Here is a 21016-nt window from a genome sequence, read left to right as displayed (position 1 = left end):
GCTCAGCCGCCTTACAGCGACCTTTGTCACGAGGCTCCGGCCCGTCCGGTTGCCCGGCCGAACCGCTCGTCAGCTACCAGATCAATCGACAACTCTCTGGGTGGAATCCTCCTCCACTGGTGATCCGCGCCTTCGGGGCGCACTGCCACTGACGGACTGACCGATCTCAGCCAGAGCCTTGAGCTCCTCGACCGAGGCGGCCAGTGCTGCTGACTGCTCCTTCAGCTCTCGGACGAGGCGTGCGTTCTCAATGGCAATCACCGCCTGATCAGCAAAGACTGTAATTAGATCGATCTGCTTCTCGGTGAAGGGTTCGACATGGGGACGAGAGAGAACGATCGCGCCGATCGGTTCCCCGTCTCGCAACAGGGGCACGCCGAGCACGGTGCGGAAGCCTCCGAAGGCCTGGGCTTCCTTCCACCTGTACCGGTCATCCGTCGCGACATCCTCATAGTGAAGCACGCGACGCTCCTTGGTGGTGCGCCCGACAATGGTCCCGATCGCATCCGGACTGATGGGGTTGTTCTCGAGGAACCGCTTGAACTCATCGGAGAAGCAGTACGAGGCCCTGAGCCGGTAACGGCCATTGTCCAAGCGGAACAGGAGAGCACGGTTGGCCCGACACAACCGGGCGGCGGTCTCCAGTAACGTGTCGAGCACAGGCTGAAGGTGAAGCGTCGAGCGACTGATGGCCTTGAGCACCTCACCAGTGGCGGTCTGGTAGGTCAGTGCCTCGGTGAGCTCGTGCGTACGGGCCTCAATCTGCCGGTAAAGCTGCCCGAGCTGCTCGGATGTCCGATTGACGTTCTGAGCGAGCACGCCGAGCTCATCACGATTGGTGATCGTGACCTTCTGGGCAAAGTCGCCGGCTGCGATCTGGCTGAGATGGGTCTCAATTTCCTTGACCGGCTCGATCAGCGACCATGAGATGATGTATCCAAGACCGAGCGCCAACAGGATACTGCTGACGGCAAACGAGATCACAACGATCCGGGAGGTGGCGTAGGCCCTCTCGGTCGTCTCGATCGCGTCCACCATGTCGGCCTCGGCAATGTTGACGAGCTGGTTCGTCAGCCGTTCCAGGTGGTCCGCCAGCGGCATGATCTGCGCCACTTGCGTTGTCCGCGCTTCAGTCGTCTGGCCGGTGCGGATGAGGTCTACGACCCGTGTCACCTCAGCGGTGAGGCGGTCATAGTCCTGGCGGACTTGAGCAAGGAGTTCAGCCTCGTCCCGGGCAATGAATTCCATGCGATCAAGGTCATAGCCGAACTGCCTGAGCTGACGGAGCGCGGCATCGAGCATTCGGTCGTCCTGCAGCAGAAGCGCCGTCGAGATGCTGTAGAGCTGGCTGGTGGTATCGTGCTGAACCTGGTGATAGGCCGCGATCTTGCGCTGCTGGCGGATCAGCACATCGGTTTGCTCGTTGACCCCGCTCAATACCTGCAGGCCTACCGCCCCGAGCACGATGAGGAGCCCAACGATGGAGAGAAACGCGGCCAAAAGCTTGGTCTGAACGCGCGCCGGTACCCGGGCGACCCAGCCGACCAGCCAGTTCCTGATGTTATTCGGCCTCGTCGAGGAGCTTGAGAAGATCACCGCGGAACTCCTCCAGGTCGAACCGGACGCCGAGATACTGCACGCGCAGATTTCCTTTCGGGTCGATAAGTGACGTCAGGAAGGTGTGGTCGACATCGCCGGACGGAGTCTTCTTCGCGAAGACGCCGTACTTTCGCTCGACCTCACGGATAGCGCCGGGATCACCGGTCAGAAAGGCCCAGCCTTTCAAGTCGGCGCCGAAGTTCTGCGCATATTGCTTCAGTGCTTCGGGCGTATCGCGCTCGGGATCGACGGTGATCGACAGGAAGGCGATCCCGGACCCGAATGTGGATCCGAGCTTGTCCTGCACGCGCACCATGTTGTCGGTCAGCAGCGGACAGGTGTCCGTGCAGGACGCAAAGATGAAGGTGACCGCGACCGCCTTGCCACGGAAGTCGTGAAGCGACACGCGATGGCCGTCCTGTGACGTCAGGGTAAAGTCCGGTGCTGTCCGAATGATTGGAAGGCGCTGGTTGCGCGGTGCGTCATGGGCATGCACCGGCCAGGAGAGAAGGCCGAGCAAGAAGAGATAAAGAGACCGCTTTCTCATGTTTTCAACTCGCGCCTGATCTCGTTGAGGAAGTGCCAGTCTGTGCCGCTGGCGATGATCTTCTGCGGACTCGACTTGATCATGCCGGCCTCATGCAGGCGCAGGGAGTAGAACCGGATCGTATCCTCTGGGTCGTAATCACGCCATTTGGCGTAGGAGATTTCCTTGAGGGCTTGAAGGGCGGGATCGTACCGCTTGGTATAGCCGCCATTCACCAAGAGCGTAGCCACCTGCTCGGGATTCGAGACGCAGAGATCAGTGGCCTTGAGGACAGCACGCACGACCCGTTTGGTAGCCGCCGGATGCTTCTCCAAATAAGACGCATTGGTGGCCAGCATGCAGCAATAGTATTGGGACCACGGGCGGTCCAGAATGCTGTTGACGATGACATGGCCAATCTTGCGAGCGCGGAGCTCCTGCGGCTCTGGCGGAAAAGCCACAAAGGCGTCGATCCTGCCCTGCGTGAACAGCTCAATCGGATTGACGTCGCTCGTCACCCAGTTGATGTCCTTGAGCGGATCGAGCCCGACATGGGCCGCCATTGCTGTCACGAAGACATGCGGGTCGGATCCCAGATTCTGTCCGGCGCCGACAGTCTTGCCTTTCAGGTCGAGGACACTGTTGATGCCCTCATGTGCAAAAAGTTCGTAGCACCCGACATGCACGCCGGTGAGGATCTTGAGGGGCGCCCCTTGATCGATCTGCAGAGCCAGAGCGGTACCGAACTCAACAACAAAGTCCACTTCGCTGCGGGCCAGCATCGCTGTGGCGGTCAGACCGGCCACTGCATCTACGTAACGGAAGTCGGAAAAACCATCGGCGCGGAGCAGGTCTTCTGCCACAAACTGCGGCGCGTTGCAGATCCCGGGAGATTTGGAGAAGCGAACGGTGGTCGTTTCGAGTGGTGTCTCCTCGGAGGAGGCTCTCCGGGTATCGAGCAGGGCGGCTAGCCCGGCTGTCGTGAGGCCGGCGAGGACATGGCGGCGGGTCGAAGTGCTGTGCATGGAGCGTCTCCTCCACTTGATATCGAATGAGGCCTGTCTTCCCGTTTGGAGGAATGATCAGGACCAATTGTCGATTAGCGCACCGTCCTCGCGTATTTCCTCTTGGCATTCCCCGTCCATGCGCCCAATGAGGCGAGAACGTTGCCGCTCCAGTTCCTGTAACGGCACAATCCTGGCATTGTCTGGCTTGCGGACATAGACCGCGCCATCCCTGCCTGGAGGCAATTTTACGCCTCTATCGCCAAGCCTTCCAGACTGAATTCACTATGGGCCAGCCAATCTCCAGCCGCTGCAATGTCGCCCCGGACTAAAAGCTTGGAATCGGTCAAGATGGATCTAAAGTCCGGGATGAGATGCAATTGGGGAGGCTTCCACGATGCCCCGGGCGCAATAGCAGGTGCGGCCGGTGAGTTCCCTGGGCAGGGCTCCGCGGAGCGGGGCCAGCACCAGGTCGACGGCCTTGGGCGTGACCCGCAACAGCTTGGCCGCGAGCGGCACCGTCACCGGTGCGCGACAGGAACACTACCACGACACGCCTCTGCCAATTGGTTTCGACAAGACTGTGTCTCAGCCCTTCATCTGCGCCTTCATGACCGACCTGCTCGATCCACAGCCTCATGAGGCTGTGCTCGAGGTTGGCACCGGCTTGGGCTATCAGGCTGCCGTTCTGGCCGAACTTGCCCGCAAGGTCTGGACCGTCGAGAATGGTGGAGGAGTTCGCGAGCCATGCGGAGGCACGTTTGTCGCAACTTGGCCGCGATAACGTTGCCGTCCGGGTGGGCGACGGCACCCGTGGCTGGCTTGAGCATGCCCCCCTTGACAAGATCCTGGTTACAGCCGCGGCCGAGGTGCCGCCGCCAGCCTTGCTGGAGCAACTCGCTCCGGGAGGTCGTATGGTCCTGCCCCTTGGCCCAGAGGAGGTCCAACACCTTACCGTCATCGACAAAGCAGACGACGGACAGATCAGGGCGCGAACGGTGATTCCGGTGCGGTTCGGCATCTTGGAAACAGTGATCTGAGAGGGCATCGTGGGCCGGCCGGAGCTCTGATCCGCGAGTAGATGGCCGCGTCGATTCCGAATTCGGGCAGCGCAGGGGGGATTGCGTCGGGACAGATGGGCGTAAATGGGCACACGTAGGTCAGATTGTCGTCGGCCGCTGCCCGGGTTACCACGAAACATTCCTTCAAGCCCCCGCGTCGCATGCCACTGAAGCGCCGTCGAAGAGCCGCAAATGGGCAATGCCATAGGGACGGACGCCTGTGAACAAGCGATACCACGACCAGAAATTATCGTACGGCCAACCCAGCCGCTCCATCACCGGGTAGGTGCTAATCACATCCCAGCGCGGCTCCTCGAGCGACAGGTCCTCCGGACATGTTAGCCCCCATTTGAACTCTGCACCGAGCTGACGCAGGGACGCGCTCAGCCACGCCTGCCCGACCATCTGGGCACAGTAGTAGTCGTAGGCCAACTCGGCTGGGCCACCCCGTTGCACCTCGGCGAGGTCTCGCGCCAATCGAAAAACCTGCGCAGGCTCGAGATACATCAAGAGACCTTCGGCGACCACAAAAGTCGGGCCATGCAGATCTCCCACGATGGAGGTCCAGCCTGCCGCGGTGACCGAGGCGCTCACTAGCTGCCTACGCGAGTGGGGCGGGAAGAGGGAGCGTCGCAACTCCGCAACCTCGGGGAGATCGACATCCACCCAGTGCAGCCGGCCGTTATCAACCCGCTCGAACTGGGTCGACAGGCCGGACCCGAGGCTGAGCACGTGAGCGTCGGGATGATGGTTGAGGAAGGCACGCAGGAGCCGGTCCAAGACCAGGCTACGCTCGACCAGGCCGCGCAGCATCTCCCGATCGGCTTCGAAGCGAGTGAGGTCGTAAGCGAGGCGAGCGGCGATCGCCTCGGCAGCAGGATGGGGAGCATAAGGATATGTGGGGCACGCCGGTGAGAGACCCCCTTGAGAGGCGACGATCAATCCCGACCCGCGGCAGTACAATGAGAGCCAAGACTGCGAGCAACCTTGTTGCCCCACGATTCCCTATGCTCTCCGAATTGCTCGGCCCCGTGATGCAAATTCGGCTGCCGAAGCACGACAAGGGGATGTAACAACGCATTTGCCGTCTTCAGCGGTCAAAAGGGGTATCGTTGGACTTCAAGCAAAAATGGGATGGCTGGTTGGGCGCCAGGTTTCATGCATGCCAGTGATCCAGCAACTGCTGCACGCCGAAGCGCTTGTGGAAAGGGTAGGCTCGCAGCGAGACCGGCGGCGAGATAGCCGCAAAACGTATCTCCCGCCCCGACAGTGTCAATTACCGTAACTGTTAAGCCACTAACCCGATAGACATTTCCTTTGTCGATCGCAATTGCGCCATCCTTACCAAGAGTAACAATGAAAGTTTGTTGCGATCTCCGATGCGTCCGTCGAAGGATTTGCTCGTACTCTCCCGGCAAGACCTTGCTCTCACCAGCCAAGAGGTGAAACTCCGTCTCGTTTGCAACAACAATATCGGCCAGCAGGGCGAGTTCCGGTGCAGACGGAACCAGCGGGGCGATGTTCAGCACGGTTCTAATCTGCTTTGAGCGAGCTACTTTGAGTGCTCCTTCAACGACGTCTGCAGGCACTTCCAACTGCAGCATCAATATGTCGCCGCTCTCCATCGCGGCGACCGCCTCCTCGGCATCTGCGATCGTTAGAGCACCATTTGCACCAGGAATAATAATTATGGAGTTTTCGCCATCATCGCACACACTGATAAGGGCTGTTCCCGTGGCTTCATCAACCCTTTTGACGTCCGAAAGACATACGTTCTCCTCGATAAGCGAAACTAAAGCTGCATCTGCAAAGGCGTCCTTGCCGACGGCTCCAACAAGCTTAACATCTGCGCCGGCACGTCGTGCGGCAAGTGCCTGATTGGCACCTTTCCCGCCTGCGTTCGTAGTGAAGTCACGGCCGGCCACAGTCTCACCTGGTCTTGGCAGCCGCTGCGCTTTGGCAACTAGATCGATGTTGATCGAGCCTATAACTGTGATCATTCCGCCCTCCCTGCAATATATACCTAAGCTCTGAAAAGTTCTGCAGAGCACGTTGCTATCCTCGTATTGGCGTGGTAACGTTCCCACGTCAACCGCGAATGTGTTCGTCCGTTGATGGGAGGAGTGACCTTTGAAGAAGGTGATGAGTCGCAGGGCGACGATCGTCGATGTCGCACAAAAGGCGGGTGTCTCGAAGAGCACCGTTGCTCGCGTGCTTGCCGGGGCCTCCAACATCTCCGACGAGGCCGCTGAACGCGTCAACGCAGCCGTCGCGGCGACAGGCTATGAGCGCAACCATCTTGCGGTGGGGATGCGCTCCGGTCGAAGCGGGCTTCTCGGCCTTGTCATTCCAGACATAACGAATCCGTTCTGGGCCGATGTAGCGCGCGGTGCACAGGACCAGGCGGCGAAAAATGGTATGTCGTTGCTGATCTTCTCGTCTGACTGGGATGCCGGCAAAGAAGCTGTGCACCTTCGGGCGCTACGGCAGGCGCGGGTTGACGGTGCGATCATCAATCCTGTCGCCGACAATTTGGATGGTCTGGACCGGTTTGGATTGCCCTTCGTGTTGATTGGCTCCAGCGCTGAGCGGTTTCCTGACACCTCCAGTGTCGGGTCGGATATCGCCCAAGGCGTGCATCTTGGGATGGATGTTCTTGTGGCCAACGGACATGTTGAGCCCGCATTAATCCTGGGTCCGAAGTCTCGCTTGGCGCGTGCGCGATTTCTGCGGGCCGTCCATGATCATTGCGTTGAACGAGATGTAGATCCTTCCGTGCTGCGAGGGGAAGATGGCGACTACACGGTTGAAGGCGGCAGGCTGGCGATGGCCCGTTTGCTGGAGGCCACGCCGAAAGGGCGGCACCTTGCGGTGTTCTGCGCCAACGATCTTATGGCGCTCGGGGCTATTCTGGCTGTCCGAGATGTCGGACTGTGCTGCCCGGAGGATGTGTCGATCCTCGGCTTTGACGGCATACCGTCAGGTGCTTTTTCCTGGCCAGCTCTGACCACAATCGAAAAAGATGGCCGCAAGATCGGCTCGACAGCAATAACTTGTCTGTTTGATGAGATGGCTGGGCGCCCGGAGCACGGCCGAGTTTATGTACCATGCCGACTTGTCGAGCGTGGATCATTGGCGAATCTGTCGGGCGCACGCGCCGTAAGATTGGCCGCAGGGAGGTAAATAACTGCAATGAGCGGAAACGTTATTTCGCCCTCTATCGGCGCAAAATTTGGGAACGTTCCCAAAGCGCGAACCCAAACCAGAATGCGTCTCCGCGACTGGTGGCCGTATTACGTGATGATGGCTCCGGCGTTGATCTTCTTCTTCATTTTTCACTACATGCCGATCTGGGAAGCGAAGATTGCCTTTCAACAGTTGCGTATTATCCCGCCGAATATTTGGGTGGGCCTGAAGCATTTCGAGCTGCTGTTCTCGTCGGCGATCTTCTGGCAGGTTCTCGCCAACACGCTGATCATTTCGACGATGAAGATCGTCTTCGTTTTTCCCGTTCCGATCGTCGTCGCGCTGCTCCTCAACGAAGTTCGTGGTAGCCGCACGCGCAAGTTTATCCAATCCGCCATCTATCTTCCGCACTTTCTATCCTGGGTAGTGATCGCCGGCGTGTTCATCGCTGTGCTGTCGCCAAGCACAGGTGCGGTCAATGAAGTGATTGGCTTCTTCGGGATGGGGCCGGTCTCCTTCATGACCGAAACCGGCACCATCCGCTGGGTGTTGGTGTTCTCGGAAATCTGGCGCTCGGCCGGGTGGGACAGCCTGCTCTATCTTGCAGCCATCATCGCGATCGACCAGGAGCTGTACCAGGCAGCCGAGATGGACGGCGCCAACCGCTGGCAGAAGATCCTCTATGTAACGATCCCGGGTATCATACCAACGATTGCCACGCTGTTCATTCTGAACGCGGGCATGGCCCTTAATGCCGACCTCAACCAAGTCATCAACTTCACCAACGATATTGTCCGAAGCAAGATCGATATCATCGACACCTATGTTTACCGGATCGGCCTTCAAACCGGGCAGTATTCGCTTGCAACCGCGGCCGGCCTTTTCAAGGCGATCCTTGGGATGCTGCTGATTAGCGGCGCTCATCATCTTTCCAAAAAACTGACAGGCAAGGGGGTCTGGTGATGATCACAGACAAAATGCGCCGGACGCCGCTGGAGCGGCTCGAATATGCGGTCATTCTTTCGACCTTGATGATCCTCGTGGTCCTGATGGTGCAGCCGCTGTTAAACCTTCTGGCGGTCTCCCTGTCGGATCCTTCGAGAGTCGCCCGCATGAGCGGCCTGACGATCGTTCCGAACGGATTTTCTTCGACGTCTGGTGGCTGTTGATCACCAATCCGGCGGTTCAACGCGGTATCGCGAACTCGATCTTCATCACCCTTACGAGCACGGTGCTTGGTGTATTCTTCACGGCCCTGATGGCCTGGGCCCTGTCGCGTCCTGGCCTGCCGGGACGCCGTACCATCCTGGTGCTCGTGCTTGTCACGATTGTCTTCGATCCCGGCATGATCCCGGACTATTTCCTCAACAAGCGGCTCGGGCTCATCGACAGTTACTGGTCGGTCATCCTGTTCAAGGTGGTCAACGCCTGGTATCTGATCATCCTGATCCGCTTTTTCGAAGAAGTTCCGAGCGAAGTTTTGGAAGCCGCCGAGCTCGATGGCGCCAACGCCTTCCAGATCTTCTGGCATATCGCGCTGCCTGTCTCGAAATCAGCTTTGGCGACGATCGCGCTCTTCTACTTCGTCTTCCATTGGAACGACTTCTTCCGGCCGATGATCTACCTGAACGACCAGTCAAAATGGCCGCTTCAGGTGGTGTTGAGACAGTTCGTCGTCGAAGGCGACAAGATTGCCATGGTTGGGCTGGAGAACTCGGTCAACTACACCGGCGCTAGCCAGATCAACATCCGAGCGCTCAGCGCGGGCATGATCTTGCTGACGATCGTTCCAATCCTGGCGGTCTATCCGCTCATCCTGAAATTCTTCACCAAAGGCACCATGAGCGGTGCGCTGAAGGGTTGAATAACCAACTATACAAGGAGGAAAACCCATGCTTATGAAGTCTGCGATAAGGACCGTCAGCGCCATCGCGCTGCTTGCCGGAACCATGATGCCTGCCTGGGCTGAGCCGGTGACCATCCGCGTCGTCTCAAAGGATTTGCTCAACACCAATCCTGATGACGTCAAGCTCATGCACATGTACGAGCAGGCACTGAAGGCAAAGGGCACCGATCTCAAGATCGAAATCGTCAACTTGCCGGCGTCAGGCTATGCCGACAAGCTCAGTGCCATGCTGCTTTCCGGCGACATTCCCGACCTCATTTACTTCCAGGGCGGCGATGCCACGATGTCCGAGCAGGGCATTCTGGAAAGCTGGAACGACTGGCTGCCTAAAACGACTTACCTGAAAGACGCGCTTTACCCGCACAATACCGCGCGCCTGCAGAACTATCCTTATCTGCTCTACGTGTTTCCGCCGCGTGTGTCGCAGCCCGTGATGCGGAGCGACTGGTTGAGCAAGACGGGCCTGTCGGAACCGAAAACCGTCGACGATTATGTAACCCTGTGCAAGGCGATCAAATCCGGGAATTTCGGCGGTGTCGGCAGCGACCACACCTATGGCTTGACCGCGCCGGGCAACATGGATGAGGTCGATTCCGTCTTCAACCAGGCCTTCGGCGTCAGCGCAACATGGGTCAAGGATGGGAGTGGTAAATGGATTTCCTCCAAGGTCTCTGCACAGGAAAAGGCAAAGATTGCCTTTTACTCCTCGCTTCGCGAGCAGGGTTTGCTCGATCCGGAATACATCACAACGAAGTGGGACACCAAGGAAGACAAGTTCTATTCCGGCCGCGTCGGCGTGGTCTTTTCGTCATCGGCTGAGAATGTCGATGTTTACGGCGGGAAGATGCGGCAAGCCAATCCTGACGCAAACCCGACGCTCACCTTGCTGCCACCACCCCAAGGTCCTGGTGGCAAGGGCCTAGCCGCCGTCGACGTTTCCAAGGAATCACGCGGCTTCGCAATCTCCACGACATCCAAGCACAAGGCAGAGGTCATCAAATTCCTCGACTTCGTCGCCAGCCCTGAGGGACAGGCGATCGAGCGCCTCGGCTTCGAGGGCGAGCAGTACACCAAGGATGGCAATGCCATCAAGCCGACGGCCAAGATGTCCACTTGGTATGCCCGTTTCATCGCAGCGGCGAACTGGAAGGCACCGGACGGCCTGATGAGCGACGCAAGCAAGCAATTCCTGACGAACGTTTCGCAGAGCTACAAGCCGGACAACGCGTTCATCTGGCCCGCCGAATACGCCACCGATCTGGATTCCGTCCAGAACGTCTACCGGGCGTGGACGTACAAGTTCATTTCCGGGCAGGCAAAGATGGACCAGTGGGACCAATTTGTCAGTGAGTGGAAGGCCGTCGGGGGCAACCGGTTGACCGAATATGCAAGGACGGTACTGAAATGAAGAATGATGTCGCTGCACTCTCTCTCAAGGGGCGAATTCGTGCGGTTCTCTTTGGCGTCGCCTACGGCGACGCCCTCGGAGCATCGGTCGAGAAACTCTCGGCGGAACAGATTCGTCAACGCTATGGTCGCGTGACCTCCCTGAAAACCGAATGGCACAAGATGTCGGAGAGCGGCATTGCTCGCAACTGGCGAGTAAGGGGCGGCGGCATTGTCACCGACGACACACTGATGACCCTATGCCTGATGTCCGTCTATAACGACGTCAGGCGGCACCTCGATGCTTGGGATATGGCAGAAGGAATGGTTCGGGAGATCGCCTGGACGCCTCGCTGGGTCCCGGAACTGCAACGAGAGGCCATGCTGATCGAACGACTTTTTTATCCGGAGAAATGGATATTCCAGCGCCATCAGCTCACCAACTGCGATCCGCGCGAAGGTGGGATCGGGAACATGGTGAACTGCGGCGCGGCGATGTATATCGCACCGATCGGCGTGGTGAATGCCTGCAACCCGAAGGCCGCGTATGACGAGGCTATTGGTTTCGCTTCAGGTCATCAACAGAGCTTTGGGCTTGAGGCCGCCGGGGTTCTGGCTGCGGCGGTCGCTGCAGCCTTCGTGCCTGGCACCACGGTCGATAGGATCGTTGACGAGGCGCTCGCGCTCGCCAAGGATGGCACGAAGAAGGCGATCGAGGACATCGTCGAGGCGGCACACGGGCTGAAGGGCGCCGAGCACGCTCGGGTCGTCGAGACGTTTCATTCGATCATCGCTAAATACTCGCCAATGGGCGACGATGTCGTTCACTCGATCAAGAAGGCTGGTGTGCCGAGCGAAGCCTACCGACCGTCGCGCGTCAATGCGATTGAGGAACTGCCTCTAGCGCTCGGCTTTGCTGTCGTCAATGACGGCGATTTCTACAAGACGATCCAGGATGGCATAAACTCTGGGCGTGACACGGACTCGATTGGCGTCATGGCCGGAGCGATCCTTGGGGCCATGCACGGCGAGACGATCATCGACCGCGATGATGCCAGCCTTCTCGACGCAGCCAACAAACTGGATCTCTTCGCGGCCGCCGATGCCTTCTGCGATACCGTCATCGAGATACAGCAGGCCGATTGGAGATCGGAACAGGCAACCGCCGCGATGCGGAGGAGCCTCGCTGGCTCCCTCGTCAGCGAAGTAGCGTGAAGGCGCCGAGAGATAAAAGACTGCGTCAGGGAGGCTGAAGTGTCGGAAATTGAATTGAGGAATGTCGGCAAGAGCTATGGAAACGTGCCGGTGCTGTCGGATATCTCGCTTGAGATGGGTGATGGGGAATTTGTCGTTCTCGTCGGCCCCTCGGGCTGTGGAAAGTCGACACTGTTGCGGATGATCGCGGGGCTGGAAGATATCAGCGCCGGCGAGATCAGGATCGGCGGCAAGGTCGTTAATGACATGCGCGCCAAGGAGCGGGACATCGCCATGGTGTTCCAGAGCTATGCTCTCTACCCGCACATGAAAGTCGCCGAGAACATGAGCTTCTCGCTGAAGCTTGCCGGTGCGCCCAAGCCTGAGATCCGTGCCAGGGTTGAGAATGCCGCCCAGATTCTCGGACTTGAAAAGCTGTTGGATCGCTACCCGCGGGAGCTCTCAGGGGGACAACGTCAACGCGTCGCCATGGGACGGGCTATCGTCCGCGATCCAAGAGCCTTTCTGTTCGACGAGCCATTGTCGAACCTTGACGCCAAGCTGCGCGTGAAGATGCGTAGCGAGATCAAGAAGCTCCACCAGCGACTTGGCAAGACCACCGTTTACGTCACTCACGACCAGACGGAAGCCATGACCATGGCAGACAAGATCGTCGTCCTCAACGGCGGCAAGATCGAGCAATTTGGGCCACCGTTGGAATTGTATAATGATCCCGCCAATGTTTTCGTCGCTGGATTCATCGGTACACCCGAAATCAATCTACTTCATGTCGAGACCCACGGAGGCCATGGCATTACGAGCGATGGTATCTCGCTCCCGCTGCCGAAAGCGATGCCCCAAGGCTCACAAATCACCTACGGGATCCGCCCACAACACATCCGTCTCGGAAACCAGGGCGTCGATGCCGTTGTAACCCTTGTCGAGCCAACCGGCGAGGATCAGGAGATCGTCGTGAAGGTCGGGGCGCAGGACATCCATATCATCGTGCAAGGCGGCCCACTGGTGTCAGTAGGGGCGAGGGTAAAGCTTGAGATCGACGCTAACAAAGTATTGTTATTCGACAGGGCAAGTGGAGCGCGCGTTAGATAGGAGCAAACCTGTCGAGCATTGGACTTGCGGCCCAAGGGGGAGCAAGCGATGAGAATTGAAGACGTGTTTTCGTGTTTCAACATTAAGCCTAAGGTGCTGTTGTTCGCAGTGCCTTTCGTCGCCGCGATTTCGGGGGTGGACCTCATCCCGTGATCTGACAGAGCGATCTGGTGGCTTTTGCTACCGTATACCGGGTGGAAGGACGGCATCCAAGGTCCGCAGTGGGTCAATGTTTCACATTCCGGCAGCTCAACGAAGGTCAGTTCATGCCTGCCGAAGCGGACCAGGGGCCTACGTCTCAGGAGTGCCAGGAGCGGTCCTTTGATAGCTAAGACGAGAGTTAGTTCTCTGGGATGATCATGCAGACCCTGCTCCAAGGCTTCGCGCGGGGTAGCGCAGGGTTGGGTCGAACGGATTGAGTTGTCGACCAATTCCATTCGCTTCCTTCTGCAGCAATTCGACCACCAGCGGCAGACGTTCTCCCTCCAATCGTTCCGACAAGGTCCCGATGCTCAAAGCGGCGACAGCTCGCCCTTCCGTATCCAGGATTGGAACGCCGACCCCAGCCATTCCGGGAATGAGGCCCGTATTGAGGCTGGCAAATCCCTTCTTGCGGACATTCTCGATCTGCATCCGCAGCCCCACCTCGTCGAAGCTGCCCCGGTCGAGGAGGCGCGGAACGTTGAAGCGTATAATCGCCTCCCGCTCATCCTCTGGCAGATGGGATAAAATAGCGAGACTGCCCTGCCCAATTCCGAGCGGTACCTTCCCGCCTATGTCACCCGTAAAGGTCCTGATCGGGAATGGCCCCTCCACACGGTCTAGGCACAACGCATCAAAACCGCTACGGACAAGAAGGAAGACGCTATCGCTCAGTGTTGAGGACAGGCGTAGAAGAGCTGGCCGTGCCGTACTACGCAGCCCACCTGCATGCGCAGCCCGCGCTGCGAGCACGAAGAAGTCGAGGGCCAGTTGGTACCTTCGGCTGGCTTCGGACTGCTCGACGAACCCCTCTGCCATCAAGGCCTTCAGAGCTCTATGGGCGGTAGGCTGACTGACCCCGCTTGCAGCGGCGATGTCGGTGAGGCGCATGCCTTGAGTATTTTCGCTCCCAAGAATCTTAAGGATTCCAAGGGCTCTCCTAATCCCGGATAATGTATCTTCAGACATTCGTAATTTGTCTCATTATTCCAGGCCATTTATTTCAGCATCTGAAAGGAATGTCAAAAAAATTTCATAAGCTGGAATTGATCCATTGACTTGGTCTCGCATCCTGTCCGTGATCTGGGTCCAGGCACCACGCTCACTCAGGCTGCGACCTGAAGCGCTGCAGGGATTGGAGGAATTGTATGGCGTTCCTGGCACTCGAAGGGGTTTCGAAGGAATTCGGTACGTTCACGGCCGTGCGCGATGTCAATCTCACAATCGAGAAGGGCGAATTCGTTTCGCTTCTTGGCCCATCGGGCTGCGGAAAAACGACGACTTTGCAGATGATCGCCGGGTTGGTCGAGCCGACCTATGGGCGAATCTCGCTCGACGGTCGCGACATCACTCGCGAGAAACCCAATCGCCGCGGTTTGGGCGTTGTCTTCCAGAGCTATGCCCTCTTTCCTCATATGACGGTTGCGCAGAACGTTGCCTTCGGCCTCGAGATGCGGCGCGTGCCGTCGGCTGAACGCACGGAGCGCGTACGCGAAGCGCTCTCGCTGGTCCAACTCTCCTCCTTTGCCGACCGCTATCCGCGTCAGCTCTCAGGCGGCCAGAGGCAGCGTGTCGCAATCGCCCGCGCGCTCGTCATCGCGCCGCCTGTACTTTTGTTGGACGAGCCCCTCTCCAATCTTGACGCCAAACTGCGGGAGGAGATGCAGTTCGAATTGCGTCGCATCCAGCGCAAGGTCGGCACGACGACGATCATGGTAACGCATGATCAGGCCGAAGCGCTCTCCATCAGCGACCGTGTGGTCGTGATGGAAGGCGGACAGATGACGCAGGTCGACGCGCCCTACCGCCTCTACGAACAACCCTCGAACGCCTTTATCTCGTCCTTCGTCGGGAAAACCAATCTTCTGGCCGGCACCTGGCGCTGCGATGGCGCATCCGGCGCCGTGGACATCGGAGGCGTCCTGCTGGAGGCCTCCGCTCCAGAGATCGCTGCCGGCGCGCCGGTCACGCTGTCGATCCGCCCGGAGAAGATCCTGCTGCGCGAGGCTGGTGCGGGCCGCCTCGACGGACGCGTCTCAAGCCGCTTTTTCCTCGGCAGCCAGTGGCTCTTCACGGTCGAGACCCTGCTTGGGGCCATGACAGTCTCCGCTCCCAACCAAGGCGGCGAGCCGCCTGCGGAAGGCTCTGCGGTGAGCCTCGACTGGTCGCCCGCCAACTTGCGCGTCATCGCTGGCACCGCCGCAGCGGCTTGAGAGGGGCAAGATGACTCCACATTCCCGCACCCCTTCCGCCCCATGGCTGCTTGCCGGCCCCGGAGCCCTGTTCTTTGCCGGCCTCGTGCTGCTGCCGCTGACTCTGACCGTGATCCTATCGTTTCACGCCTACGATCATTCCGCCGGCATCCAGAACACATTCACCCTGTCCCACTACGTCACCGTCGTCACCGACGGGTATTACCTCGAGATTTTCTGGAGAACCCTACGGATCGCGGCGCTGACGACGGTCATCTGTGCCGCGATCGGGGTTCCGGAAGCCTACATCCTGTCGCGCATGAGCGATCCGTGGCGCTCGGTTTTCCTTCTCGTCATCATCGGCCCGTTGCTTGTTTCCGTGGTGGTCCGCACGTTCGGCTGGAGCATGCTGCTCGGCGCGCAGGGCCTCGTAAATCAAGCACTGCAGCTTCTCGGATTCCCGCCGGTCAGGATCCTCTACACCGAGACCGCCATCGTCATTGCTCTCGTCCACGTCATGCTGCCGTTCATGGTCATTCCGGTGTGGACGGCCCTGCAGAAGCTCGATCCGATGGTCGAGGCGGCGGCCTGGACGCTCGGCGCCTCACACTTCACGGCTCTTCGCCGGGTGGTCATGCCGCAGGTGACGCTGGGCATGCTGTCCGGCAGCCTCATCGTCTTTGGGCTATCGGCCAGCGCCTTCGCCGTTCCGGCTCTGCTTGGCGGTCGCCGCCTGAAGATGGCGGCGACACTGGTCTATGACGAGTACCTGCAGGAGCTGAACTGGCCCCTCGGAGCCACCATCGCGATCATCGTGCTTGTCGCAAACCTCTGCATCATGCTGGCCTACAACCGCATGGTCGAGGCGCGTGCACGCCGGACCCTCGGGTGACACCATGCAGAAGAACGGCCCCATCGCTCTCATCTTTCACATTCTCGTCCTGACTTTCGTCCTGGCACCGCTCGTCATCATCTGCCTTGTCGCGTTCACGCCCGAGAACACATTGAGCCTGCCGACGACCGGTCTGTCCCTGCGCTGGTTCACGGCTGTCTTCGCTCATCCGGATTTCGTGGCGTCCTTCTGGAACAGCATCTGGCTGGCGACCCTCTCCGCAACGTTGGCTGTCATGTTCGCCGTACCTGCGGGACTCGCCATCAGTCGCTACACGTTTCCGGGCCGGGACTTCCTGAATGCCCTGTTCCTGTCACCGCTGATCATCCCCCATCTGGTGCTCGGTGTCGCCTTTCTGCGTCTGTTCGCACTCATCGGCGCCACGGGCAGCTTTGCCTGGCTTGTCGCCACACACATCATCGTCGTGACGCCCTATGTGCTCCGTCTCGTGCTCGCTGCCTTATCCGGGCTCGACCGCAGTGCCGAGCAGGCCGCACGGACGCTTGGCGCCGGGGAATGGACCGCGTTTCGCCGCATCACTGCCCCCATGATCCTGCCCGGGATCACAGGCGGCTGGCTGCTTGCCTTCATCAACAGCTTCGACGAGCTGACGATGTCGATCTTCGTCACCTCGCCCGCAACCGTCACGCTGCCAGTCCGCATGTACATGTACGCGACGGAGTCCATCGACCCGATGATGGCGGCCGTCTCGGCCCTGATGATCGCCATCACGGCCATCGCCATGCTGGTGCTGGATCGTGCCTTCGGACTCGACCGCATCCTCGTCGGGCAGCGCTGAGGAAAACGATATGGCTCTTCTCAAGCGCCTTGCCCGCCACAAGCTTCCCCCGATTGCCTTTACGCTGAACGGTGAAGCCTGCTTCGGCGTTGCGGGCGACACGGTTCTGACCGCCATTCTCACCAGGACCGATCGGCTGCGCCTCAGCGACTTCTCAGGTGCCCCACGGGCCGGCTTCTGCCAGATGGGCGCATGCCAGGACTGCTGGGTCCTGACAAGCGACGGCAAGCGCATCCGCGCCTGCAGCACGGTTCTCGAGCCGGGGATGAATCTTCAAACCATGACGGAGCCGAGATCGTGAGCGACGCCCTTCGACCCCTGATCATCGGCGCCGGCCCGGCCGGCATCCGGGCCGCCCAGGCCCTGGTGAGCGCGGGCCTCAGGCCGGTCGTCGTCGACGAGGCAGTGTCCGGTGGCGGACAAATCTATCGCCAGAGGCTCGTGCCCGATGAGCGCACGCCACGCGACCTCTACGGATCAGAGGCCGGGAAGGCGACGGCGCTGCACGAAACCTTCGCCCGCCTCAGGGACCGCATCGATTATCTTCCGCAGGCTCTGGTGTGGAACGTGCGAGACAAGACCGCTGATGTGGCGGTCGGCGGCCGGACCCGCCGTCTCGACTTCAGTCACCTGATTCTCGCCACAGGCGCCACCGATCGCGTCCTCCCCTTTCGAGGTTGGACCATCCCGGGTGTCTTCACCCTTGGCGGTGCGCAGATTGCGCTGAAGTCGCAAGGCTGCGCCATCGGCGAGCAGGTCGTCTTCCTCGGCTCGGGCCCCCTGCTCTATCTTGTCGCCTGGCAATACATGAAAGCTGGCGCCCAGGTTGCCGCCGTGCTCGACACGGCGCCCTTCTCGGCGAAGCTTCATCTCCTGCGCGGTCTGCTGTCTCAGCCGGGCGTGGTGATGCGCGGATTCCGCTATGCGGCGGAACTCATGGCACGCGGCGTCCCAGTGCATTTCGGCGTCGAACCGGATCGGATCGAGGGCGAGACCCAGGTCGAGAGCATTGTGTGGCGTGAGCGAGGAAAAGAACATCGCCTTGCCTGCAATGCCGTAGGATACGGCTTTGCCCTGCGCCCCGAGACACAGCTTGCGGATCTCGCAGGGTGCCGCTTCGTTTTCGACGAGCGGGATCGTGCATGGCGCCCTGAACGCGACATGGCAGGGCGCACCAGTGTACCCGGTCTTTATATCGCAGGCGATGGGGCCGGGATTTCCGGGGCCGACGCTGCCGAGCTCGCAGGAGAGCGGGTGGGTTTCGCCCTCCTCGAGGATGTAGGCCGTTCCGTTGATCCCGCGCGGATCGCGGTGCTGGAACGCAAACTTGCCGCGATCCAACGGTTCCGCGACGTTCTCGAGGCTGCATTCCCCTTCCCCGATACATGGGCGAGCAGTGTCACTGACGATGTTCTTCTCTGTCGCTGCGAGGAAATTTCCGTCGGCCACGCGCGTGCTGCTGCGCACGATCAGGGCGTGCACGAACTCAATCGTCTCAAGGCTCTGACCCGTATCGGCATGGGACGGTGCCAGGGACGAATGTGCGCAGCCGCCGCGGCGGAGATCCTGGCAGCCACTCACGGCCAACCGCTGGAGGCTGCCGGCCGACTGCGTGCACAGCCGCCCATCAAGCCCCTCCCTCTCGAGATTATGGCAGATGGAGAAGCGGCATGAGCCGGACCATTCTCAAGGACGTCGCGATCATCGGTGGCGGACTCGTCGGAAGCTCCGCTGCGCTCGCCCTTCGGCGGATGGGCTTTTCCGTCGTTCTCCTCGACAAGGGCTTCTGCGGCGCGCAGGCAAGCGGCGTCAATTACGGCGGCGTGCGGCGACAGGGGCGCCCTCCTGAGCAGATTGCCCTGTCCCAGCGCGCCCATGCCATTTGGCCGCGCCTGAAGGAACTCATCGGCATCGATGGCGAATTTGTGCGCTCGGGCCACCTCAAGGTAGCCCGGACGGAAGCCGAAATGGTATCCCTCGAAACCTATGCCGCACGCGTTGCGGAGTTGGGTCTAGACCTCGAGCTGATCGGCCACAACCAGCTCCGGGAGCGGTTTCCCTGGATCGCAGGAAGTGTCGCGGGAGCCTCGCTCTGCTCTGGGGACGGACACGCCAATCCGCGCCTTGTTTCCGCAGCCTTCGCTTTTGCGGCCCGCCGGGCCGGAGCGGAGGTTCTCGAGCATACCCCCGTGTCCCATGTCGAGAAGGTGTCTGAGGGCTTCCATCTGTCGACGAAGACAGGGACAGAGATCAAGGCGCGGTTCGTCGTCAACAGCGCCGGGGCTTGGGCGGGCACCTTCGCCGAGGCCTTTGGGGAACCGGTACCCCTCAAGCGCATCTACCCGAGCATGATCGTCACCGAACCGCTGGACGTGTTCATGAACGTGAACATCGGCGCCGAAGGCGGCGGCATCTATGCGCGCCAGGTAGAGCGCGGCAACTGCATCGTCGGCGGTATGCGCGGCGAGCCGACGGCGGATCCGGACTTCTCGCGCCCCACAGACACCGGTGCCGTCACCATCATGAACCGCGCGGCAGCTCTGTTCCCGGGCCTGCGCAATGCCTATGCCATCCGCTTCTGGAGCGGCACGGAAGGCGAGATGGCGGATCGGAGTCCTGTCATCGGCTTCAGCCGGACAACGCCAAATCTTGTTCACGCCTTCGGCTTCTCAGGCGCCGGGTTCCAGATCGCACCAGGTGTCGGCGAAGTCCTGGCCGAACTCATCCGTGACGGTGAAAGCCCAACGCCGATTGACGCTTTTGCTATCGACCGATTTGCCCGCATGGACCAGGGCTCCCCTGTGGGTACCGTCCCCGAGCCCCAAAAGAGGGAAACCTTGAGATGACCAAGTCTAAGTTCCTACAGACCGCGGCCTTCGCTGCCCTTGCCATGACCGCCGCCAGCGCGGCCCAGGCGCAGACCAAGACGCTCTATGTCGGCATGAATGGCGGCAACTTCGAGAAAACCTACACGCAGCATGTCTTTCCGGATTTCGAGAAGGCGAACGATGTGAAGGTCGTCGTCGTGCCGGGTACGTCGTCCGATATTCTCGCCAAGGCCACGGCGGCCAAAGGCAATCCTCAGATGCACGTGATGTTTCTCGACGACGGCGTCATGGTGCGCGCCATTGGCGCTGGCCTCTGCGAGAAGATCAAGGATACGCCGGCTCTGGCCGATCTCGCTCCGGGAGCCCGACTGAAGAACGACATGGCCGTCGGCATAGACCTTGGCATGACGGGTCTCGCCTACAACAAGAAGATGTTTGAAGAAAAGGGCTGGGCCCCGCCGACCTCCTGGACGGATCTTGCCGATCCAAAGTACAAGGGGAAGGTTGTGTTCCAATCCGCTGCGGCCTCGTCCTTTGGCCTGCATGCCTTCCTGATGTTCAACCGGATCCAGGGCGGCGATGAGAAGAATGTTGAGCCGGGATTTTCCAAGTTCAAGGACACGATCGGCCCGAACGTGATCGAGTATATTCCCAGCTCGGCGAAGATTTCCGAGATGGTTCAGACTGGAGAAGCCGCGATCTTCCCATTAACGCCCACGGCCGTGGCGGCTCACCAGGAAAAGAACATCCCAGTGGAATATGCTCAGCCTAAGGAAGGCTCCGTCGTATTGATGGTGACCGAGTGTGTCATCGCGAACAACACCGAGCCGGAACTGGCTCAGAAGCTTGCTGCATATCTCCTGTCGCCGGAAGCCCAGAGCAAGGCACTCCAATACGGCAACATCGTTCCTTCGAACGTGAAAGCCAAAGCCGCCACGCCTGAAGCAGAGGCCAAACTCAAGAAGTTCCACGAGTACATGAAGACTGCCGTCACACTCGATTGGGATACAATCAACGAGAAGCGGCCTGAATGGAACAGCCGCTGGAACAAGACCATCGAACGTTGACACGATTTTCGGACAAGGCGGACGCATCAAGCGCCCGCCTTTGGCCCTCTTATGCCTCTTGGAGC

General features: G+C 59.9%; 21 protein-coding genes and 1 pseudogene. 15 read left to right on the top strand and 7 right to left on the bottom strand.

The annotated features are described in order from the left end of the window. Positions 1-81 precede the first annotated feature (81 nt). The 4 genes from NF876_RS04710 to NF876_RS04695 form a co-directional block, all read right to left on the bottom strand. The gene (locus tag NF876_RS04710) at positions 82-1596 is read right to left on the bottom strand and encodes a GAF domain-containing protein (protein WP_262267693.1); all 1515 of its coding nucleotides are present in this window, start codon (positions 1594-1596) and stop codon (positions 82-84) included. Continuing rightward, positions 1562-2146, bottom strand: coding sequence for an SCO family protein (locus NF876_RS04705; protein WP_262267692.1), 585 nt, complete (start codon positions 2144-2146; stop codon positions 1562-1564). Before NF876_RS04705 ends, NF876_RS04710 begins: the two co-directional genes overlap by 35 nt. Then, the gene (locus NF876_RS04700) at positions 2143-2988 is read right to left on the bottom strand and encodes an ABC transporter substrate-binding protein (RefSeq protein ID WP_262267691.1); all 846 of its coding nucleotides are present in this window, start codon (positions 2986-2988) and stop codon (positions 2143-2145) included. Before NF876_RS04700 ends, NF876_RS04705 begins: the two co-directional genes overlap by 4 nt. Before the next feature lie 498 nt (positions 2989-3486). Next, a complete protein-coding gene (locus NF876_RS04695) occupies positions 3487-3597 on the bottom strand; it encodes a hypothetical protein (RefSeq protein ID WP_262267799.1) in 111 nt (36 codons plus the stop codon). Between the two features lie 76 nt (positions 3598-3673). Between NF876_RS04695 and pcm the strand changes: the two are divergent. Beyond that, positions 3674-4169, top strand: a pseudogene (pcm, locus tag NF876_RS43095) (protein-L-isoaspartate O-methyltransferase); the annotation flags it as partial. 165 nt (positions 4170-4334) lie between these two features. On the opposite strand, the gene NF876_RS04680 reads toward pcm, so the two are convergent. Continuing rightward, positions 4335-5189, bottom strand: coding sequence for a class I SAM-dependent methyltransferase (locus NF876_RS04680; protein WP_262267688.1), 855 nt, complete (start codon positions 5187-5189; stop codon positions 4335-4337). 98 nt (positions 5190-5287) lie between these two features. Beyond that, a complete protein-coding gene (locus NF876_RS04675) occupies positions 5288-6190 on the bottom strand; it encodes a ribokinase (protein WP_262267687.1) in 903 nt (300 codons plus the stop codon). A 139-nt stretch (positions 6191-6329) separates the two neighbouring features. Here NF876_RS04675 and NF876_RS04670 point away from each other — a divergent pair, with 139 nt between their 5' ends. The 7 genes from NF876_RS04670 (at position 6330) to NF876_RS04640 (ending at position 12972) form a co-directional block, all read left to right on the top strand. Next, positions 6330-7373, top strand: a complete 1044-nt coding sequence (locus tag NF876_RS04670) for a LacI family DNA-binding transcriptional regulator (protein WP_262267798.1) — start codon at positions 6330-6332, stop codon at positions 7371-7373. 84 nt (positions 7374-7457) lie between these two features. After that, positions 7458-8339, top strand: coding sequence for an ABC transporter permease (locus NF876_RS04665; protein WP_262267686.1), 882 nt, complete (start codon positions 7458-7460; stop codon positions 8337-8339). After that, positions 8339-8545 carry a hypothetical protein gene (locus NF876_RS04660; RefSeq protein ID WP_262267685.1) on the top strand — a complete coding sequence of 69 codons (207 nt, stop codon included), beginning with the start codon at positions 8339-8341 and terminating at the stop codon, positions 8543-8545. The genes NF876_RS04665 and NF876_RS04660 overlap by 1 nt, the downstream gene beginning before the upstream one ends. After that, a complete protein-coding gene (locus NF876_RS04655) occupies positions 8542-9240 on the top strand; it encodes a carbohydrate ABC transporter permease (protein ID WP_262267684.1) in 699 nt (232 codons plus the stop codon). The genes NF876_RS04660 and NF876_RS04655 overlap by 4 nt, the downstream gene beginning before the upstream one ends. 28 nt (positions 9241-9268) lie before the next feature. After that, positions 9269-10690: an extracellular solute-binding protein gene (locus tag NF876_RS04650; protein WP_262267683.1), complete on the top strand. Its 1422-nt coding sequence runs from the start codon at positions 9269-9271 to the stop codon at positions 10688-10690. After that, a complete protein-coding gene (locus NF876_RS04645; protein ID WP_262267682.1) occupies positions 10687-11883 on the top strand; it encodes an ADP-ribosylglycohydrolase family protein in 1197 nt (398 codons plus the stop codon). The genes NF876_RS04650 and NF876_RS04645 overlap by 4 nt, the downstream gene beginning before the upstream one ends. A gap of 39 nt (positions 11884-11922) precedes the next feature. Further along, a complete protein-coding gene (locus NF876_RS04640) occupies positions 11923-12972 on the top strand; it encodes an ABC transporter ATP-binding protein (protein ID WP_262267681.1) in 1050 nt (349 codons plus the stop codon). Between the two features lie 357 nt (positions 12973-13329). On the opposite strand, the gene NF876_RS04635 is transcribed toward NF876_RS04640, so the two are convergent. Continuing rightward, entirely contained in the window at positions 13330-14142 is an 813-nt protein-coding gene (locus NF876_RS04635) for an IclR family transcriptional regulator (protein WP_262267680.1), read from the bottom strand. Positions 14143-14321: 179 nt separating this feature from the next. Between NF876_RS04635 and NF876_RS04630 the strand changes: the two genes are divergently transcribed. From NF876_RS04630 to NF876_RS04600, 7 genes are read left to right on the top strand one after another with little or no spacing between them, the layout of a single operon-like run. Further along, entirely contained in the window at positions 14322-15386 is a 1065-nt protein-coding gene (locus NF876_RS04630) for an ABC transporter ATP-binding protein (protein ID WP_262267679.1), read from the top strand. Between the two features lie 10 nt (positions 15387-15396). Then, entirely contained in the window at positions 15397-16257 is an 861-nt protein-coding gene (locus tag NF876_RS04625; protein WP_262267678.1) for an ABC transporter permease, read from the top strand. Between the two features lie 4 nt (positions 16258-16261). Then, positions 16262-17056, top strand: a complete 795-nt coding sequence (locus tag NF876_RS04620; RefSeq protein WP_262267677.1) for an ABC transporter permease — start codon at positions 16262-16264, stop codon at positions 17054-17056. A gap of 10 nt (positions 17057-17066) precedes the next feature. Beyond that, positions 17067-17357, top strand: a complete 291-nt coding sequence (locus NF876_RS04615; protein WP_262267676.1) for a (2Fe-2S)-binding protein — start codon at positions 17067-17069, stop codon at positions 17355-17357. Beyond that, positions 17354-18730: an FAD/NAD(P)-dependent oxidoreductase gene (locus NF876_RS04610; protein WP_262267675.1), complete on the top strand. Its 1377-nt coding sequence runs from the start codon at positions 17354-17356 to the stop codon at positions 18728-18730. Before NF876_RS04615 ends, NF876_RS04610 begins: the two co-directional genes overlap by 4 nt. Continuing rightward, positions 18727-19902, top strand: a complete 1176-nt coding sequence (locus NF876_RS04605) for an NAD(P)/FAD-dependent oxidoreductase (RefSeq protein ID WP_262267674.1) — start codon at positions 18727-18729, stop codon at positions 19900-19902. Before NF876_RS04610 ends, NF876_RS04605 begins: the two co-directional genes overlap by 4 nt. Then, complete coding sequence (locus NF876_RS04600) at positions 19899-20951, top strand: ABC transporter substrate-binding protein (RefSeq protein WP_262267673.1); 1053 nt, start codon at positions 19899-19901, stop codon at positions 20949-20951. The genes NF876_RS04605 and NF876_RS04600 overlap by 4 nt, the downstream gene beginning before the upstream one ends. The last annotated feature ends 65 nt before the right edge of the window (positions 20952-21016 follow it).

This window comes from Microvirga yunnanensis (assembly GCF_025460875.1).
This window is presented reverse-complemented; position numbering and strand designations above follow the sequence as displayed.

What these genes read in the sequence shown, in the direction of transcription:
- NF876_RS04705 (WP_262267692.1), bottom strand. Translation starts at nt 2,146, where the DNA reads ATGAGAAAGCGGTCTCTTTATCTCTTCTTGCTCGGCCTTCTCTCCTGG.
- NF876_RS04675 (WP_262267687.1), bottom strand. Translation starts at nt 6,190, where the DNA reads ATGATCACAGTTATAGGCTCGATCAACATCGATCTAGTTGCCAAAGCG.
- NF876_RS04665 (WP_262267686.1), top strand. Translation starts at nt 7,458, where the DNA reads ATGCGTCTCCGCGACTGGTGGCCGTATTACGTGATGATGGCTCCGGCG.
- NF876_RS04660 (WP_262267685.1), top strand. Translation starts at nt 8,339, where the DNA reads ATGATCACAGACAAAATGCGCCGGACGCCGCTGGAGCGGCTCGAATAT.
- NF876_RS04650 (WP_262267683.1), top strand. Translation starts at nt 9,269, where the DNA reads ATGCTTATGAAGTCTGCGATAAGGACCGTCAGCGCCATCGCGCTGCTT.
- NF876_RS04645 (WP_262267682.1), top strand. Translation starts at nt 10,687, where the DNA reads ATGAAGAATGATGTCGCTGCACTCTCTCTCAAGGGGCGAATTCGTGCG.
- NF876_RS04635 (WP_262267680.1), bottom strand. Translation starts at nt 14,142, where the DNA reads ATGTCTGAAGATACATTATCCGGGATTAGGAGAGCCCTTGGAATCCTT.
- NF876_RS04630 (WP_262267679.1), top strand. Translation starts at nt 14,322, where the DNA reads ATGGCGTTCCTGGCACTCGAAGGGGTTTCGAAGGAATTCGGTACGTTC.
- NF876_RS04625 (WP_262267678.1), top strand. Translation starts at nt 15,397, where the DNA reads ATGACTCCACATTCCCGCACCCCTTCCGCCCCATGGCTGCTTGCCGGC.
- NF876_RS04620 (WP_262267677.1), top strand. Translation starts at nt 16,262, where the DNA reads ATGCAGAAGAACGGCCCCATCGCTCTCATCTTTCACATTCTCGTCCTG.
- NF876_RS04615 (WP_262267676.1), top strand. Translation starts at nt 17,067, where the DNA reads ATGGCTCTTCTCAAGCGCCTTGCCCGCCACAAGCTTCCCCCGATTGCC.
- NF876_RS04605 (WP_262267674.1), top strand. Translation starts at nt 18,727, where the DNA reads ATGAGCCGGACCATTCTCAAGGACGTCGCGATCATCGGTGGCGGACTC.
- NF876_RS04600 (WP_262267673.1), top strand. Translation starts at nt 19,899, where the DNA reads ATGACCAAGTCTAAGTTCCTACAGACCGCGGCCTTCGCTGCCCTTGCC.